At 73.7% G+C, this 17,035-nt stretch carries 10 protein-coding genes; 4 read left to right on the forward strand and 6 right to left on the reverse strand.

Translation table 11 applies throughout. From position 1 onward, the window contains the following. Positions 1-6: 6 nt before the first annotated feature. Both cydD and ACFYZ4_RS24965 read left to right on the forward strand, forming a co-directional pair. Positions 7-3,648: a thiol reductant ABC exporter subunit CydD gene (cydD, locus tag ACFYZ4_RS24960; RefSeq protein ID WP_390784835.1), complete on the forward strand. Its 3,642-nt coding sequence runs from the start codon at positions 7-9 to the stop codon at positions 3,646-3,648. Between the two features lie 24 nt (positions 3,649-3,672). Continuing rightward, a complete protein-coding gene (locus ACFYZ4_RS24965) occupies positions 3,673-5,448 on the forward strand; it encodes a GAF domain-containing sensor histidine kinase (RefSeq protein ID WP_390784836.1) in 1,776 nt (591 codons plus the stop codon). 39 nt (positions 5,449-5,487) lie between these two features. On the opposite strand, the gene ACFYZ4_RS24970 is transcribed toward ACFYZ4_RS24965, so the two are convergent. Then, the gene (locus tag ACFYZ4_RS24970) at positions 5,488-6,357 is read right to left on the reverse strand and encodes a Cof-type HAD-IIB family hydrolase (protein WP_390784837.1); all 870 of its coding nucleotides are present in this window, start codon (positions 6,355-6,357) and stop codon (positions 5,488-5,490) included. A gap of 122 nt (positions 6,358-6,479) precedes the next feature. Here ACFYZ4_RS24970 and ACFYZ4_RS24975 point away from each other — a divergent pair, with 122 nt between their 5' ends. Then, positions 6,480-7,385, forward strand: coding sequence for an LLM class flavin-dependent oxidoreductase (locus tag ACFYZ4_RS24975; RefSeq protein ID WP_351290069.1), 906 nt, complete (start codon positions 6,480-6,482; stop codon positions 7,383-7,385). A 47-nt stretch (positions 7,386-7,432) separates the two neighbouring features. Here ACFYZ4_RS24975 and ACFYZ4_RS24980 read toward each other — a convergent pair whose 3' ends face one another. From ACFYZ4_RS24980 to ACFYZ4_RS24990, 3 genes are all read right to left on the reverse strand, one after another. Next, complete coding sequence (locus tag ACFYZ4_RS24980) at positions 7,433-10,510, reverse strand: tetratricopeptide repeat protein (protein ID WP_390784838.1); 3,078 nt, start codon at positions 10,508-10,510, stop codon at positions 7,433-7,435. Beyond that, a complete protein-coding gene (locus ACFYZ4_RS24985; RefSeq protein WP_384340010.1) occupies positions 10,507-12,363 on the reverse strand; it encodes an HSP90 family protein in 1,857 nt (618 codons plus the stop codon). Before ACFYZ4_RS24985 ends, ACFYZ4_RS24980 begins: the two co-directional genes overlap by 4 nt. Positions 12,364-12,564: 201 nt before the next feature. Further along, positions 12,565-13,104, reverse strand: a complete 540-nt coding sequence (locus ACFYZ4_RS24990) for an RNA 2'-phosphotransferase (protein WP_390784839.1) — start codon at positions 13,102-13,104, stop codon at positions 12,565-12,567. A 134-nt stretch (positions 13,105-13,238) separates the two neighbouring features. Between ACFYZ4_RS24990 and ACFYZ4_RS24995 the strand changes: the two genes are divergently transcribed. Next, positions 13,239-14,060, forward strand: a complete 822-nt coding sequence (locus ACFYZ4_RS24995) for an aquaporin (RefSeq protein ID WP_390784840.1) — start codon at positions 13,239-13,241, stop codon at positions 14,058-14,060. A 90-nt stretch (positions 14,061-14,150) separates the two neighbouring features. On the opposite strand, the gene ACFYZ4_RS25000 is transcribed toward ACFYZ4_RS24995, so the two are convergent. Beyond that, a complete protein-coding gene (locus ACFYZ4_RS25000; protein WP_351287970.1) occupies positions 14,151-15,071 on the reverse strand; it encodes a MerR family transcriptional regulator in 921 nt (306 codons plus the stop codon). 180 nt (positions 15,072-15,251) lie between these two features. Beyond that, positions 15,252-17,033 (reverse strand): SDR family oxidoreductase, encoded by a 1,782-nt coding sequence (locus tag ACFYZ4_RS25005; RefSeq protein WP_351287967.1) that lies wholly within the window; start codon positions 17,031-17,033, stop codon positions 15,252-15,254. Positions 17,034-17,035 lie beyond the last annotated feature (2 nt).

The raw sequence follows: 17,035 nt of genomic DNA on the forward strand, positions 1-17,035 counted from the left end.
TGGGGGATGTTTCACGTGAAACCGATCGACCCGCGCCTGCTTCGGTACGCCCGCTCCACCCGCCTCTTCCTGGGCGCGGTCGTGGCCCTGGGGCTCGTCGGGGCGGGGCTGGTCGTCGGTCAGGCGATGCTGATCGCCGAGATCGTGGTCGGGGCCTTCGAGAAGGGCCTGGGCGGCGAAGCGCTCCGCACGCCACTGCTGCTGCTCGCGGCGGTGGCGCTCGGGCGCGGCCTGATCGCCTGGCTGACGGAGCTGGCCGCGCACCGCGCCAGTGCGGCGGTCAAATCGGAACTGCGGGGCCGGCTGCTGGACCGGGCCGCGGACCTCGGCCCCGGCGGGCTCACCGGGCAGAAGACCGGTTCGCTGGTGTCGCTGGCCACCCGGGGCGTGGACGCGCTCGACGACTACTTCTCCCGCTACCTGCCCCAGCTGGGGCTCGCGGTCGTCGTGCCGGTGGCGGTCCTCGCCCGCATCGTCACCGAGGACTGGGTGTCGGCGGCCATCATCGTGGTCACGCTGCCCCTGATCCCCGTGTTCATGGTGCTCATCGGCATGGCCACCCAGTCCCGGATGGACCGCCAGTGGCGGCTGCTGTCCCGGCTGTCGGGGCACTTCCTCGACGTGGTGGCCGGCCTTCCCACGCTCAAGGTCTTCGGCCGGGCCAAGGCGCAGGCCGAGTCGATCCGCAAGATCACCGACGACTACCGGCGCGCGACGATGCGGACCCTGCGCATCGCCTTCCTCTCCTCCTTCGCGCTGGAACTGCTGGCGACCCTGTCGGTGGCCCTGGTCGCCGTGACCATCGGCATGCGACTGGTCCACGGTGAACTGGACCTCTACACCGGCCTGGTCATCCTGATCCTGGCGCCCGAGGCGTACCTGCCGCTGCGGCAGGTGGGAGCGCAGTACCACGCGGCCGCGGAAGGACTCGCGGCCGCGGAGGAGATCTTCGAGATCCTGGAGACCCCCGCCACCGGTCCGGCCGGGACGGCCGAGCTGCCCGCCGGAGCCCCCCTGCGGATCGAGATCGACGGGGTCGCCGTCCGCTACGAGGGCCGGGGCGAGGACTCTCCCGGGCCGGTCTCGCTGACCGTCGCGCCGGGCGAGTGCGTGGCCCTCACCGGTCCGAGCGGCGCGGGCAAGTCCACCCTGCTCCAGGTGCTGCTGGGGTTCGTGACGCCCACCGCGGGGCGGGTACGGATCGCCGGTGTGGACCTGGCCGAGTTGTCTCCGGCGCACTGGCACCAGCAGGTCGCGTGGGTGCCGCAGCGGCCGCACCTGTTCGCCGGCACGATCGCCGAGAACGTACGGCTGGCCCGCGCCGGGGCCTCCGACAGCGAGGTGGCCGAGGCCCTGAAGGACGCCGGGGCCCGGGAGTTCGTGAACGCGCTGCCGCGCGGGGCGCAGACCTTGCTGGGCGAGGGCGGCGTGGGACTGTCCGCCGGGCAGCGGCAGCGGCTGGCCCTGGCACGCGCCTTCCTGGCGGACCGGCCCGTGCTGCTCCTGGACGAGCCGACGGCGGCCCTGGACGGGGAGACCGAGGCGGGGATCGTGGACGCGGTCCGGCGGCTGTCCGCCGGGCGGACCGTACTGCTGGTCGTGCACCGGCCGGCCCTGCTGGCGGTCGCGGACCGGGTGGTCCCGATGTCGGCGGGCGGGCCCGCCGAGCTCCTCGCCGACGGGCGCCACCTTGAGGGGACCCCTGCCCAGGGGCCTCGCCTCGATGGTGCCCTTCCCGAGGGGCCGGACCTTGACGGGCCGCTCCCCCGCCTGGGCGCTTCCCGTGACGGGGCCTCCGAGTCCCCCGGCGACCGCGGCCCGGACGCCGGGGAGTGGATCCTCGGCGCCGCGCCCGAGCCGGTGCGGGCCGGCGGCGGGACCGACGTGCGCGGAGCGGACCCGCTGCGCCGGGTGCGGGCGGTGGCCAAGGCCTGGCAGGGACGGTTCAGGCTCGGGCTGCTGCTCGGAGCGCTGGCCGTCGGATGTAGCGTCGGCCTGATGGCCGTGTCCGGCTGGCTGATCTCACGGGCCTCCGAACAGCCGCCCGTGCTCTACCTGATGGTGGCCGTCACGGCCACCCGGGCCTTCGGGATGGGCCGCGCCGTCTTCCGCTACGCGGAACGCCTCGTCTCCCACGACGCGGTGCTGCGGATGCTCGCCGATCTGCGGGTCTCCGTCTACCGGCGGCTGGAGCGCATCGCACCCGCCGGGCTGCGCGAGCACCGGCGGGGGGACCTGCTGGCCCGACTGGTGGCCGACGCCGACGCCCTCCAGGACTACTGGCTGCGCTGGCTGCTGCCGGTCGGCACCGCGGTGCTCGTCGCAACCGGCTCGGTCGCCTTCACCACCTGGCTGCTTCCCGAGGCCGGAGCCGTGCTCGCCACCGGGCTGCTCGCCGCCGGTATCGGGGTGCCGCTGGTCAGCGGGGCCTGCGCCCGCCGGGCGGAGCGCAGGCTCGCGCCCGCCCGGGGCGAGCTCGCCACCCGGGTGGCCGACCTCCTCACCGGCACCGCGGAGCTGACCGTGGCCGGTGCGCTGGAGGACCGCAAGGGCCGGGTGCGTGAGAGCGACGGCCTGCTGACCCGCATCGCCGCGCGGGGCGCCGCCGCGAGCGGGCTGGGCGGCGGGCTGTCCGCCCTCGTGTGCGGGCTCACCGTGGTGGCCGCCGCGGCCGTCGCCGCGAACGCCGTCCACGACGGACGACTGTCCGGGGTGGCCATGGCCGTCGCGGTCCTCACGCCCCTCGCCGCCTTCGAGGCGGTGAACGGACTTCCGCTCGCCGTCCAGTACCGCCAGCGGGTGCGCCGCAGCGCCGAGCGGGTCTACGAGGTCATCGACGCGCCGGTCCCGGTCGCCGAGCCGGAGCAGCCCGCCGCCGCGCCGGCCTCGCCCTTCCCGCTGCGGCTGACGGGGCTGGCCGCCCGCCACCCCGGCCAGGACCGTGACGCCCTGCACGGGCTGGACCTGACCCTGGAGGCCGGCCGCCGCATCGCCGTCGTCGGCCCCTCGGGATCCGGCAAGACCACGCTGGCCCAGGTCATGCTCCGCTTCCTGGATCCGCGCGAGGGCGCCTACACCCTGGGCGGGACCGAAGCGCGCACCCTCGACGGCGACGACGTCCGCGCACTAGTGGGCCTGTGCGCCCAGGACGCGCACATCTTTGACAGCTCGGTGCGGGAGAACCTGCGCCTGGCCCGGACCGGGGCGAGCGAGGAGCAGCTGCGGGACGCGCTGGCCGCGGCCCGGCTGCTGGAGTGGGCCGACGGACTTCCGGACGGCCTGGACACCCTGGTCGGCGAGCACGGCGAGCGGATCTCGGGCGGTCAGCGCCAGCGCCTGGCCCTGGCCCGGGCGCTGCTCGCGGACTTCCCCGTACTGGTCCTGGACGAGCCGGCCGAGCACCTGGACCTGGCCACGGCGGACGCCCTGACGACGGACCTGCTGGCCGCGACCGAGGGCCGGACCACCGTGCTGATCACGCACCGGCTGGCCGGCCTGGCGGCGGTCGACGAGGTGCTCGTGCTGGACCAGGGCGAGGTCGTGCAGCGGGGCGCGTACGCGGAGCTGGCCGCGGCCGAGGGACCGCTGCGGAGGCTGCTGGAGCGCGAAAGGGCCACGGACGGGACTTTGGCCAACTTTCCCCGCTAATGCGCACTAACTACTCTCAAGAGCATGTCAGCGCAGCAGTCGCAACAGTCGCCGGATTCGTCGGATCCGCTGCCGGATCCCTCGACGGCCGCACCGCTCGTACCCGTGACGTCGGACCCGCTGGTGGCCGCCACCGAGGCCACGAGGAGCCTGCAGGGCCTGTCCACCGAGCTCACGGCCCGGGTACCGCAACTGCTGGAGGCGATGCGGTCGGTCGGGACCGGCCTTGAGCTGCACTCCACGCTGGACCGCATCTGCGAGACCGCGGCCGAGCTCGCGGGCGCCCGCTACGCGGCGATCGGCGTCGTCGACACGGAGGGCCGCGGGCTCTCGGACTTCGTCACCCACGGGATCGCCCCGGAGTTGGCCCGGAAGATCGGACACCGTCCGGACGGGAAGCGGGGCCTGCTCGGAGCACTGATCTCACATTCCGACACCGTGCTGCTGGCCGATCTGACGAAGGATCCGCGCTCCGCGGGGTTCCCGGCGCACCACCCGCCCATGAAGACCTTCCTCGGTGTCCCGATCCGGGTGCAGGGAGAGATCTTCGGGAATCTGTACCTCGCCGAGAAGAACGGCGGCGGCGAGTTCAACGACTACGACGTCCACATGGTCCGGGTCCTGGCCACCGAGGCCGGCATCGCCATCGGCAACGCCCGGCTGTACGAGGCCGCCACGCAGCGCGAGCGCTGGATCGACGGATCGGTGGCCGTCACCACCGCCCTCCTGTCCGGCGGGGACGCGGACGACGCCCTCGTGGTGGTGGCGGAGCAGGCCCGCCGGCTGGCCGACTCCTCCGCGGGGATCGTGCTGCTGCCGGCCGAGGAGGGCGGGATGGAGATCGTCGCCGTCTCGGCCGAGAACCCGGCCACCTCGCTCGGTGTGGTGATCCCGGCCGAGAGCCCGGTGGTGGACAGCCTGTTGCACGGCGAGCCGGTCTTCGTGGACGACGCCTCGTCCGACCCCCGCATGATCGGCAAGCTGACCAGCGAGTTCGGGCCCTGCATGATGCTGCCCCTGCACAGTGGCGGGCGGGTGCTGGGCGCGCTGGTGACCCCCCGGGGGCGTGGCAAGCGTCCGTTCAGCGAGGCCGAGCGGACCCTGGCCACTCAGTTCGCCTCGCAGGCGGCGCTCGCCCTGATGATGGCCGAGGCGCAGCGCGACCGTGAGCGGCTGGCCGTGTTCGAGGACCGGGACCGGATCGCCCGCGACCTGCACGACCTGGTCATCCAACGGCTGTTCGCCACCGGGTTGATGCTGGAGGGAGCCCAGCGCCGGTCCATCGTTCCCGAGGTCCGCGACGGCGTGGGCAAGGCCGTGGACGAACTGGACGTGACGATCCAGGAGATCCGCACCGCCATCTTCGCCCTCCAGCAGGGTCCGGCGGAGGCCCCGTCCGGGTTGCGCACCCGGGTGCTGCGGGAGATCAACATGGCCGCCGTACCCCTGGGCTTCAAGCCCGTGCACCGCTTCCTCGGCCCGATCGACACCGTCGTCGACGAGCTGGTCGGCAAGAACCTGATCGCCGCGCTGCGCGAGGCGCTGTCCAATGCCTTCCGCCATGCCGACGCGTCCCGGATCGAGGTGGTCATCGACTCCACCGTCACGCTCGCCGACGGCCGGCCGGGTGTCCGGCTGGAGGTGGCCGACGACGGGGTGGGCATCCCCGAAGGGGGCCGGCGCAGCGGGCTGCGCAACCTGCGCCGACGGGCCGAGTCGCTGGGCGGCGCGAGCTCGTACGGCCCGGGCATCGGCGAGGACGGCGGCGGGACCACCCTGGTGTGGGAGGCCCCGCTCTGAGGTGCCCGCCGCTGCGGCCCGCTCGCTCGGAGCCGCTGCTCAGGCCTGCTGCTGGGCGGTGAGTTCGGCCAGGATCCGCTCGATGACAAGGGCGACCCCGTCCTCGTTGTTGGCGACCGTACGGCCGGACGCGGCCGCGATCACATCCGGGTGGGCGTTGCCCATCGCGTACGAGGTGCCGGCCCAGCTCAGCATCTCCACGTCGTTCGGCATGTCCCCGAACGCGACGACCTCGGCGGGGGAAATGCCCCGCTCGGCGCAGCACAGGGCCAGCGTGCTGGCCTTGGAGACGCCGTGCCCGCTGATCTCCAGCAGGGACGTGGGGCTGGAGCGGGTGATCGACGCGTAGGCGTCGGCGGCGGAGCGGGCCAGCGTCAGGAATTCGTCCGGGGCGATCTCGGAGTGGTGCGCCAGCAGCTTGAGCACGGGCGCGGCGCCCCCGGCCGTGTCCTCCCGCAGCAGCTCCTCGGCCGTGGCGATCCTGGCGGCCGGGTCCTTGAAGAACGGCGGGTACGCCGGCTCGTAGTTGATGCCGGTGGTCAGCTCGACCGCGAAGGACGTACCGGGTGCGGCGATCCGCAGGGCATCGACGACGGCGAGTGCGGCCGCCCGCGGGAGGGCCCTGACCTGGACGAATTCCCGTCCGGCGTGCAGGTCGACGACCGCCGCGCCATTGGCGCAGATCGCGAGACCGTGCCCGTGGACGTGGTCGCTGACCACGTCCATCCAGCGGGCCGGGCGTCCGGTGACGAAGAAGACCTCGATCCCGGCCTCCTCGGCGGCGGCGAGCGCGGCGACGGTACGCGGCGACACGGATTTGTCGTCGCGCAGCAGGGTGCCGTCAAGGTCGGTGGCGATGAGCCGGGGAGTGGGAGTGGGCCCGTCCGGGCGCTGGGGAGCCGAGGTCACGCTCCATCTTCGCCCATGGTCGGGGACGGCCGGACCATGATCGGGTCCGGCTGCCGCGCCGGACGATGTTTCACGCGAGGCGATGTTTCACGTGAAACATCGCCTCGCCGTAGGCTCGACGCATGAGTCTGCGTCTGAGCACGGTGATCCTTCCGGTACGTCGATGGCACGAGGGGGGCCGCGATCAGTGGCTCCGGGCTGAGCAGCTCGGATTCCACACCGCCTACACCTACGACCACCTGTCCTGGCGGACCTTCCGCGACGGCCCGTGGTTTGGTGCGCTGCCCACCCTGACCGCGGCGGCCACCGCCACCGAGCGACTGCGCCTGGGCACACTCGTCACCTCGCCGAACTTCCGGCACCCGGTGACCCTCGCCAAGGAACTCATCTCCCTGGACGACATCTCCGGCGGGCGCGTCACCCTCGGTATCGGAGCCGGCGGCAACGGCTTCGACGCGACCGTGCTGGGCCAGGAGGCCTGGTCCCCGAGGGAGCGCGCCGACCGCTTCGCCGAGTTCGTGCCGCTGCTGGACCGGTTGCTGACCGAGGGCTCGGTGAGCCACGAGGGCACCTTCTACTCCGCCGAGGAGGCCCGCAACATCCCCGGCTGCGTGCAGGGTCCGCGGCTGCCGTTCGCGGTCGCCGCGACCGGACCGCGCGGTCTGCGGCTTGCCGCCCGCCACGGCCAGGCCTGGGTGACCACGGGTGACCCGAAGCTCTTCGAGGAGGGCACGCCCGAGCAGTCGCGGGAGGCCCTGCGCGGCCAGCTCGAACGGCTCGACAAGGCGTTCGTGGAGATCGGGCGGGATCCCGAGCCCATGGAGAAGATCCTGCTGACCGGCTTCACGCCCGAGGCCAACACCGTGCTGGAGTCCGTCGACGCGTTCGTCGACTTCGCCGGCCGCCACCGCGAGCTCGGCTTCACCGAGCTGGTGATCCACGCGCCGATCCCGGACTCCGACTTCGCCGCGGACGAGGCCGTCTTCGAGAAGATCGCCACCGAGGCCCTGGCCCAGCTCGACAGCTGATCCACCGGTCGTCGCCGCTCCGGACCGGAGCGGCGACGACCGAGGCGCTACGCCCCGCCCAGCTGCTCGAGGAGGCGCTCCGCCGACGGCAGGAGCCAGTCGGGCAGCTCGTCCTCGGGCCGTGCCCGGACCTCGTCGATCAGCGCGGAGACACGCGCTGCTCCCGCCGGTGCGTCGCCCCGCTCCTGCTCCGTCCAGGCCGCGTTGTTCAGGCACTGGAACCGGTCCCGCAGATGATCGGGACCGAGCTCGGCGTAGGCCCGGGCGGCCCGGTCCCACAGCTCGATCTCCTCCAGGCGCAGCGCGTCGGCCTCCGCACGGCTCAGCCGGGCGGCCGGGACCGGGCTCGCGGCGTGGCCGGCATCAGCCGGCGCCTCGTCTTCGGGTGTCCCGTCGTCCGAGGCCTCCTCGTTCGTGCTGACGTGCCGGTCGAGCACCTGTGCCAGCTGGTGCCAGGTCTGCGCGAGTTCGGACCGCAGCTCAGGAGCACCGGGATCTGCGGCCAGGGCCGCCTCCAGGACCTCGGCGGCCTCGTCCATCCGGCCCCGGGCCTGCTCGACCGTCGTGGCCTCGACCTCCTCGCGCAGCCCGAGCCAGGCCAGGGAGCGCAGCACCCGTACCTCGGCGACAGGGGCCTCACCCGTCAGCCGGTGCAGCTCCAGGGCGCGCTCGTAGGCGGCGACCGCTTCCGCGGGCAGCCCCGCGTCGGACAGGGTGTCGGCGGCCGACTGCGCGAGGCCCGCCTGCGGGCGCGGATCCTCCCAGCCCTTGGTCAGCTCCGCCGCCAGCAGGTACTGCTCCGCCGCCGGCCGGGGCTCGTTCAGCCGGCGCAGCAGGTCGCCCAGGAACTCCCGTACGGACACCGCCTGCTGTTCACCGTGCTCCAGCAGATCCGGCAGGGCCGACTGGAGGACCTCGGCGGCCTCGGCGGACCGGTCCTCGCGCGCGTACGCCCGCGCCAGCAGCAGCCGGGCCTGTGCCCCGCCGTCCGCGCTGAGACCGGCCTGGTCGAACCAGTGGGATCCGGCCAGTGCGAGCGCCGCGGCCTCCTGCGCCGGGCCACCCCGGCGCAGCAGGATGTCCGCGAGGGTCAGCCGTACGACGCCCTGCGCCTCGGCGTCGGTCAGCTCGGCTGAGTGCTCCAGCCCGGAGCGCGCGGCCTCCTCCGCCTCCTCGGGCCGGTCCAGCGACATCAGCACCCCGGCCCGCAGCACCAGCGGGTCCACGGCCTGCCACGGCCGGCCGGCGGCGACCGCCCGGGCGGCGGAGGTCGCCAGCAGCGGCAGGGCCCGCTCCGGGTCGCCCTGGGCGAGGGCCACCCGGCCCAGCATCTCCTCGGCGTCCGCGACCAGGTCGGTCGCGACCTCCTCGTAGGCGGAGATGAAGGCGGTCAGCTCGGCGGCGAGCCCACCGTGCCCGTGCTCCTCTTCCCCGGCGTGGTGATGGTCCTGGTGGTGGTCGTCCGCGTCGGCCGCCTCGACCGAGCGCAGGTACGACTCCACGCGGATCGCCGACAGTTCCGCGAGCGCGATCCGCCGGGCCCGCAACGGTTCGGCGGTGTCCAGTGCCTCGGCGGACCGCAGGGCGACCCGCAGCAGCTCCCGGATCTCCGCGGGCGCGGCCCCCGACTGCGCGGCCACGCTGGCCAGCCGCAGCTCGGCGAGCGCGGCGCGCTCCGCCCGGCCGAGCGCCCGGTAGCCGTCGCGGACCGAGGCCAGGAGCTGCGGAGCCGCCTCGTCCCCGCGCCGCGCGGCGGCCAGGGCCTGCTGGTCCGCGAGGTCGGCAAGGACCAGCGGATCGGGCTCCGGCTGCGCCTCCACCCGTACGGCCACCTCGGCCCACAGGGCGTCCGCACCCGGATGGCCCACGTCACGGGCACCGCGGGCCCGCTCCACGAGTTCGGTGAACCCGGCGGGCACCGGCACCGGAGCGGGCACGGCGGCCACGGTGGAGGCGGCTCCGGCGGTGGCCGCGGCACCGGCACCGGCACCGGCCGTGCCGGTCCGGGGCAGCTCCGCACTGCGCACCCCGAGCGGCAGCGCGCCCACCAGCGGCTCCTGGCCCACCCGCGCGAGGAAGCGGTCCGAGACGCGGGTCGTGCCGTTGCGCGCGTCGAACTGCCGGGCGATGTCCAGGCTGCCCGCGTGGAGCACCTCGTACAGCTCGGAGACCGTACGGGGGGACCCCTCGTACGGGACGGCCGGGCTCCGGCCGTGCCCCAGCTCCTTCAGACGCCGCAGCAGCACGAGGATGCCGCCGTGGAAGGCCAGCCGGTCGTCGAGATTGGCGAGCGGCGCCACCTGGGCGGCGTGCTCGGCCAGGATCTCCAGTCCGCGCGACTCGTTGCCGGTGAGCGCACAGAACTCGATGTGCTTGCCGACCGACGGCAGCAGGCTCTCGTTGCCACGGGCCAGGCGGTAGCCGCGCACATGGTTCGAGCGCGCCTCGTCGGCCCGGCCGAGCCGCAGCAGCGGCAGCAGCGAGGTGGCCAGGACCCGGTGCGGCTCCTCGGCGCAGACCAGATCGCCCGTGAGCACCGGCTTCCACAGCTCCAGCGCCTCGGCGTCGTCGCCCTGCACGACGGCGTACTGGCCCTGGCCGTTGAGCTCGCAGGCCTGGCAGTCGCTCATGTCGTCGCGCTCCGCGGCCAGCCAGCGCCGGAAGGCCCGCTCGGCGCGCTCGTCGTCGCCGGTCGCATGGGCGAGCCACAGCTCGGCCTCGCGCACGGGCCGCTCGCTGTAGCCCGCGATCTTGTAGCGGCGCTCCATCTCGTCCAGCCAGCCGACGGCCGACTCCAGCGGGATCCCGGGGGAGTCCGAGATGGCCGAGGCCACCCACTTGAACTGCCAGAACAGCGAGTGCGCGTCCCATTCGCCGAAGGCGCCCGGGTCCTTGTCGTACTCCTGGAGCAGCCGCGCGAAGGGCACCAGCATCTTCGACGATTCGGAGCTGTAGAGATACGCGTTGATCAGGTTGTCCAGGGCCTCGCGGAACAGCGGGCGGTCGCCGTTCGCCTCGGCCGCACCGGCCAGGGCCTCGGCGTGCGCGTTGCGCGCCGCGCCGTTCGGCGCCTCGCGGTTCTCCGCCAGACCCCGCACGATCTCCTCGTGCGTCAGCGTCGTCACTTCTGGTCCTCCTGGGCATCGCGGGCATCGGTGGAGTGCGTCGCCCATTCCAGGAGTCCGAGGAAGGCCCGGTTGAGCAGGGTGGAGTCGGCGGGGCGCAGCGGCCGCTGCGACATCAGCAGGGCCTGCCCGTACAGCGATTCGACGGCGGTGCCGGTCAGCGCCTCGTCGGGAAGGGCGGCGATCCGCCGGATCAGCGGATTGTTGTGGTTGAGGACCAGCCGGGCGCGCGGCGCGGAGCCCCGCAGCGCGCCGAGGATGCCGCTCCACAGGGAGTCGGCGCTCTCCAGCGCGGCGGTGCGGTCGCGCTCCTGGCGGGCCTGGCGGTCGTCGAGGTAGAGCGCGGGGACGGCGACGGGCTGGAAGGCGCGCAGCACCACGTCGCAGCCCTGGGGCTCCAGGCGGGTGCGCGCGGTGGCCAGGAAGGCGGCGAGCTCCAGCTCGGCCGCGGTCGGTACCGGGTCCAGCCGTTCGGTGACGGCTCCGGCGTCCAGCTCGGTGATCTTGAGGTCGGGGCGTACGGCGGGCAGCAGGGCCAGCAGGTCCGCGTCGTAGGTGTAGCCGGCGTTGATGACGCCGAGCCCGTGGGCCGCCGCGATCGGTGCGATCTGGCGGAACTCCTCGACGGTGCGCGTGAAGTGGATGTCCGTGTGGGCGGCCGCGAACTCCTGCAGGCTCATCGAGCCGTCGCTGGTCTCGAACGGCAGCCACGGCAGCATCAGCCCGAGCAGTTCGGAGTCGTGCCGGGCCATGGACTTCACACCGAGGTGGTGGACGCGCAGGAAGGCGGCCAGGCGCTCCGGTTCGCTCGCGGCGAGCTCGGCGAGCCAGCCGCGGACGCGGGTGCCGAGGGCCTCCCGTACGGCGGCCAGGGTCTCGTCGTCGTAGAGGTTCTCCCGGGAGGCGGTGGGCCGCAGGGTGTCCGTGTCGAGGACGGCGCGGACGAAGAAGGCCCAGTCCGGCAGCAGGTTGTCGGCCCGGTCGGTGAGCAGCATGCCCTTGAGGTGCACGCGGTGTCCGGCCCGGTGGGCGGGGCTGGTCGGCTCGGGAAGGACGTACGCCACCCCGCGCACGCCGGCGACCGGCAGGTCGAGGTCGATGCTGTCGAGCGGGGTGAAGCCGAAGAGCTCCGCGCAGTGCCCGGCGAGTGCGACGCGGCGGGCGGCGGGGGTGGGGAAGGGCCGGTCCCATACGGCGGGGCGGTCGGTGACGGGGCGCGGCCCGCCGCCTTCGCCGTCGTCGAAGGTGATGGCGTAGGGCAGCAGGGAGCCGTAGTCGCGGGCCAGTTGCTCGACCGTCGCCGGGACGGTCCATTCCGCGGCGCCCGGGCGGGCTTCGAGGACGACGGTGGTACCGGGCTCCGGGCGCGCCTCGTGGGGCAGTTCGCGGACGGTGTACGAGCCGTCGTCCGTGGCGAGCCATTCGACGGGTGCGGCGTCGGGGTCGCGGGCGGAGCGGGTGACGACGCGGATCTGGCGGGCCACGACGAAGCACGCGAGCAGTCCGATGCCGAACTGGCCGAGGAATTCGCGGCGGGTGGCCTCCAGGCCGTGCTCGGCGATGGAGCCGTCGCCGCCGCGCTTGGAGCTGCGGCCGATGGTGGCGAGCAGGGAATGGGCCTCGTCGGCGGTCAGGCCGATGCCGCTGTCCTCGATGGTCACGCGACCGCCGGATGCCGACAGCCGGATGCGGACCTCGGCTTCAGGGTGGAGGGCGTGGCGGGCGGTGACCGCGTCCACGGCGTTCTGCAGGAGCTCGCGGACGTAGACGCGCGGGCTGGAGTAGAGGTGGTGGGAGAGGAGATCCACCAGGCCGCGCAGATCGACCTGGAAATTGTGGGGTGCGGACGTCATAGGGCGTCACCTCGCGTACGTGCAGGGATGGTTCGGTGACCGCGAGGTGCCCCCCTCACAGATCCCGGAGTGGGACTCACATTAGGGGGATGGTCCGACAATCTCAGCGTGAATTTCCGCCCTTGGAGTGCCCCTGGAACCGCCGCCGAAAGCGCTGCCGGGTGCGCCGGCGGGTGGGCTGCCGAAAGGCTGCTTCAAGGGCTACTGGAAGCGCAGGAACTGCGGCGGCACCGCGTCCACCAGCCACACCCCGTTGGCGCTGATCCGGAAGACGTGCCCGGCCGCGCGCATCGCACCGGCGTCCACGGAGAGCACGACGGGCCGCCCGCGGCGCGCACCGACGCGGGTCGCGGTCTCCCGGTCCGGGGACAGGTGCACGTGGTGGCGGGCCATCGGTCGCAGGCCTTCGGCGCGGATCGCGTCCAGGGCGGCGGCGACGGTGCCGTGGTAGAGGTACGCGGGCGGTTCGGCCTCCGGAAGCTCCAGGTCCACGGCGACGGTGTGCCCCTGGTTCGCCCGGATCCGGGTCCCGTCGACGGCGAACCGCTGCTTGTCGTTGGCGGCGACGACGTGGTCGAGCTCGGCGCGGCTGAAGTGGAATCCGTGGGCGGCGGCGGCCCCCAGCAGATCGTCGATCTCCACCCAGCCACGGGGATCGAGCACCAGTCCGATCCGTTCCGGCTGGTGCCGCAGGTGTTTCGAGACGTACTTCGACACCTTCACGGTGCGTCTTTCATCCATGGGCCCCAGCGTGCCCGCTCGGGCGGTCCTCCGGCAGGGATTTTCGGGTGTGGCCCGGGGCTGGACACCCTCTATCGCCATTCCAAGATGCGGAATATATTTTCCGCTGCCACTTCTGCCCAGGGGGAGAAACCATGACAGCCCATACCTCTCTGTCACGCCGTGCGGCTGCCGAGCTGATCGGGACCGCCGGCCTGCTCGTGGTCGTGATCGGCTCCGGACTCCAGGCCGCCGAGCTCAGCCGGGACACCGGGGTCGCCCTCATCGCCAACTCGCTCGCCTCGGCCATCGGCCTCGGGCTGATCATCACCCTCTTCGGGCCGCTGTCCGGCGCCCACCTCAACCCGGTGGTCACCCTCACCTCCTGGTGGGCCCGGCGCACCGGCGGCGACGGGCTCGGCGGCCGGGAGGCGCTCGTGTACACCGTGGCCCAGACCGCGGGAGCCATCGGCGGAGCCCTCCTCGCGGAGACCATGTTCGGCCGGACCCCGGGCACCTTCTCCACCCAGGTGCGCGACGGCGGGCACCTGCTCATCGGCGAGGTGGTCGCCACCGCCGGTCTCGTCCTCGTGATCCAGGGCCTCGGGCGGATCGGGCGCCCCCGGCTCGTCCCGGCGGCGGTCGCGGCGTACATCGCCGCCGCGATCTGGTTCACCTCCTCCGGTTCCTTCGCCAACCCGGCCGGCACCATCGGGCGCAGTTTCAGCGATTCCTTCACCGGCATCGCCCCGGAGTCGCTGCCCGGATTCGTCGCCGCCCAGCTGATCGGCGGGATCCTCGGCCTGGCCCTGGCCGCCCTGCTGTACGGGAACGGGAACGGGAACGGGAGCGAGAACGGGGCCTCGCGGACCGCGAAGCCGGTGCCGGTCGAGACGGCCGTGCCGACGTCCCTGCCCGAGACCGGGCCGGCGGACGGCGCGAGCCCCACGAAGGCGGCGTACGAGCCCGTCGGCTGAGGCGCCGCCTCAGTTGCCCACAGGAAAAGGGGAGTTGTCCACAGCTGTTTGGGCGGGTTTTGACGGCAAATGCATGATCCGCCCTGTGGACTACCGGCCGGGCTCCGCCCGGCGCGCCAGATCGTTCATGGTCCGGGCCTGGAGCTCCCGCTCCGTCGCCGCCCGGACGAACTCCGCCACGTGGTCGGGGCCCACCAGGTCCTGCACCGCCCGTACCGTCCCGGCCGGCAGCGCCACCGGCGAGGACCCCGACGCCTGGGGCGTGCCCGCCGCCCCCAGGTGCCGCTGCAGATGCCGGGTCGCGAACAGCCGCATCGCCCGCGCCAGCTCCGCGTCCACGGTCTGCTGGGCGAGCGGGCGCAGCCGCCGCACCATCGTCGCCGCCTCCGCCGCGTCCGCGTCCGTGGGCGGCACCTGCCCGAGGTAGCGCGCGAAGACGTGCTCGGTGGTGAACTCCAGGAACCGCGAGGCGATGTGCTCCACCTGCCCGCGCAGTTCCCGCAGGTGTCGGGTGATCGCCGGCAGTGGCACCCCGGCCGCGTACAGCTCGGCGGCCACCGCCAGCTCCTGGGGGGAGGGCACCAGGAACTGGTCCGGGCGCCCGGGGATCCGCTCCAGGACCCCCAGCTCGCACGCCTCGCCCACCGCCTCGTCGTCCGGCCGGCCGCCGAACCGCTCGTTCAGCTCCTCCCGGCTGATCCGCGCGGCCTCCTCGTCGGTCCACGGCCCGTGCACCTCGGCGACCAGCCCCAGTACGCCGCCCAGGCCGCGTCCCGCGTCCCAGGCCTCCAGCAACTCCTTGATGGAGGCCAGGGTGTAACCGCGGTCGAGCAGGTCAGCGATCTGGCGCAGCCGCGCCAGATGCGTGTCCCGGTAGACGTTGGAACGGCCGCGCCGCTCCGGCTTCGGCAGCAGCCCGCGGTCCTGGTACGCCCGGATCGTGCGCACCGTCGCCCCGCTGTGGTGCGCCAGATCCTCGATCCGGTACTCGGCTACCGCCTGATCGGACAATCCCGGCTCCCTACGACATCGCGGCTGGGCCGACCGCGCCGCCCTCCGCGGCCCGGGCGGCAGGTGAAGCCGCAAGGTGCTCGACCGCCCTGCGCAGCGAGCCCTCCTGCGAGGGATGGTACGACCGCCGGATGGAGCGGCATATGGCCGTGCCGGGCTCTCTCCACCGCGGGCCCCCGCTCACAGCTTCGGCTCCACCCTCGCGAGGCGCCGCAGGACGCGCGGGGCGTGGCGGGACATCCACAGGGCGCCCTTGGACTCGGGAGTCACCGGTACGACGGCCTCGTTGCGGACCACGGCGCGCAGGATGGCGTCGGCGACCTTCTCCGGCGGGAAGTTGCGCAGCCCGTACAGCCGCGAGGAGCGTTCCTGGCGGCGCTTCTCCTCGGCCTCGTCCACCCCGGCGAAGCGCGAGGTGGCGGTGATGTTGGTGTTGACGATGCCCGGGCAGATCGCGGAGACGCCGATCGACTTCGACGCCAGCTCCGCGCGCAGGCACTCCGACAGCATCAGCACCGCGGCCTTCGAGGTGCTGTAGGCGGGCAGGGTCCTGGAGGGCAGGTAGGCCGCGGCGGAGGCGGTGTTGACGATGTGCCCGCCCTGGCCGCGCTCGGCCATCTGCCGGCCGAAGATCCGGCAGCCGTGGATGACGCCCCACAGATTGACGTCCAGGACCTTCTTCCAGTCCTCGGCCGACGTGTCGAGGAAGGCTCCGGACAGACCGATCCCGGCGTTGTTGACCAGGACGTCCACGATGCCGTACTCGGCGGCGACCTTCGCCGCGAGCTTCTCCATCGCCTGCTCGTCGCTGACGTCCACGCACTCGGCCCAGGCCTCGGCGGCGCCCACGAGCCGGGCCATGTCGGCCGTGCGCGCCGCGCCCTCGGCATCACGGTCGACGGCCACCACGCGGGCCCCGGCCTCGGCGAACGCGAAGGCGGTGGCCCGGCCGATGCCGCTGGCCGCGCCGGTGACCAGGACCAGCTGGCCGCCGAAGCGGTCGGCGTACCGGCCCGGGGCCTTGAGCTCCGGTGCCCGCGTGGCCGGTTCCTCCCGGGCGGTGACGAACTCGGTGATCCAGGCGGCCAGCTGGTCCGGCCGGGTCCTCGGGACCCAGTGCTTGGCGGGCAGGGTGCGCCGCAGCAGGTCCGGGGCCCAGTGCTCCAGGCCGTCGTAGAGCCGCTCGGACAGGAAGGCGTCCCCGGTCGGGGTGATCAGCTGCACGGGGGCGTGGGCGTACGCGTCGGGGCGCGGCCGGCGCAGCCGCGCCCGCACGTTGTCGCGGTAGAGCCAGGCGCCGTGCGCCGCGTCCGAGGGCAGCGAGGCCGTCGGGTACGAGCCGGCCGGAACCTTCTCGAGGCGCTGGAGGATCGACGGCCACCGCTTGCCGAGCGGTCCGCGCCAGGCGAGCTCCGGGAGCACCGGAGTGTGCAGCATGTAGACGTACCAGGACTTGGCGCCCTGGCCGAGCAGCTGCGCGGCCGCGCGCGGGGTCGGCCGCGTCATCCGCTTCTTGATCCAGTGCCCGAAGTGGTCGAGGGAGGGGCCGGACATCGAGGTGAAGGAGGCGATCCGGCCCTCGGTGCGGGCGGCCGTCGCGAACTCCCAGCCCTGTACGGAGCCCCAGTCGTGGCCGACCAGGTGCACGGGCCGGTCCGGGCTGACCGCGTCCGCCACCGCCAAGAAGTCGTCGGTCAGCTTCTCCAGGGTGAAACCGCCGCGCAGCGGCTGCGGCGCGGTGGAGCGCCCGTGGCCGCGTACGTCGTAGAGCACCACGTGGAAGCGGGCGGCGAGCCGCTCGGCGACCTCCGACCAGACTTCCTTGCTGTCCGGGTAGCCGTGCACCAGCAGCACGGTCGGGCGGTCCGCCTCGCCGAGCTCGACGACGCACAGCTCGACCCCTCCGGTGCTCACCCAGCGCTCGCGCGCACCCGCCGGTCCCGCCACTCCTGCTCCGCTCATGC

The sequence above is a fragment of the Streptomyces sp. NPDC001513 genome (genome assembly GCF_042894695.1).
In the GTDB taxonomy this organism is placed as follows: domain Bacteria; phylum Actinomycetota; class Actinomycetes; order Streptomycetales; family Streptomycetaceae; genus Streptomyces.

Coding starts and splice junctions, on each gene's coding strand:
- ACFYZ4_RS24985 (WP_384340010.1), bottom strand. CDS start 12,363: ATGACGTCCGCACCCCACAATTTCCAGGTCGATCTGCGCGGCCTGGTG.
- ACFYZ4_RS24975 (WP_351290069.1), top strand. CDS start 6,480: ATGAGTCTGCGTCTGAGCACGGTGATCCTTCCGGTACGTCGATGGCAC.
- ACFYZ4_RS24995 (WP_390784840.1), top strand. CDS start 13,239: ATGACAGCCCATACCTCTCTGTCACGCCGTGCGGCTGCCGAGCTGATC.
- cydD (WP_390784835.1), top strand. CDS start 7: ATGTTTCACGTGAAACCGATCGACCCGCGCCTGCTTCGGTACGCCCGC.
- ACFYZ4_RS24965 (WP_390784836.1), top strand. CDS start 3,673: ATGTCAGCGCAGCAGTCGCAACAGTCGCCGGATTCGTCGGATCCGCTG.
- ACFYZ4_RS24990 (WP_390784839.1), bottom strand. CDS start 13,104: ATGGATGAAAGACGCACCGTGAAGGTGTCGAAGTACGTCTCGAAACAC.
- ACFYZ4_RS25005 (WP_351287967.1), bottom strand. CDS start 17,033: ATGAGCGGAGCAGGAGTGGCGGGACCGGCGGGTGCGCGCGAGCGCTGG.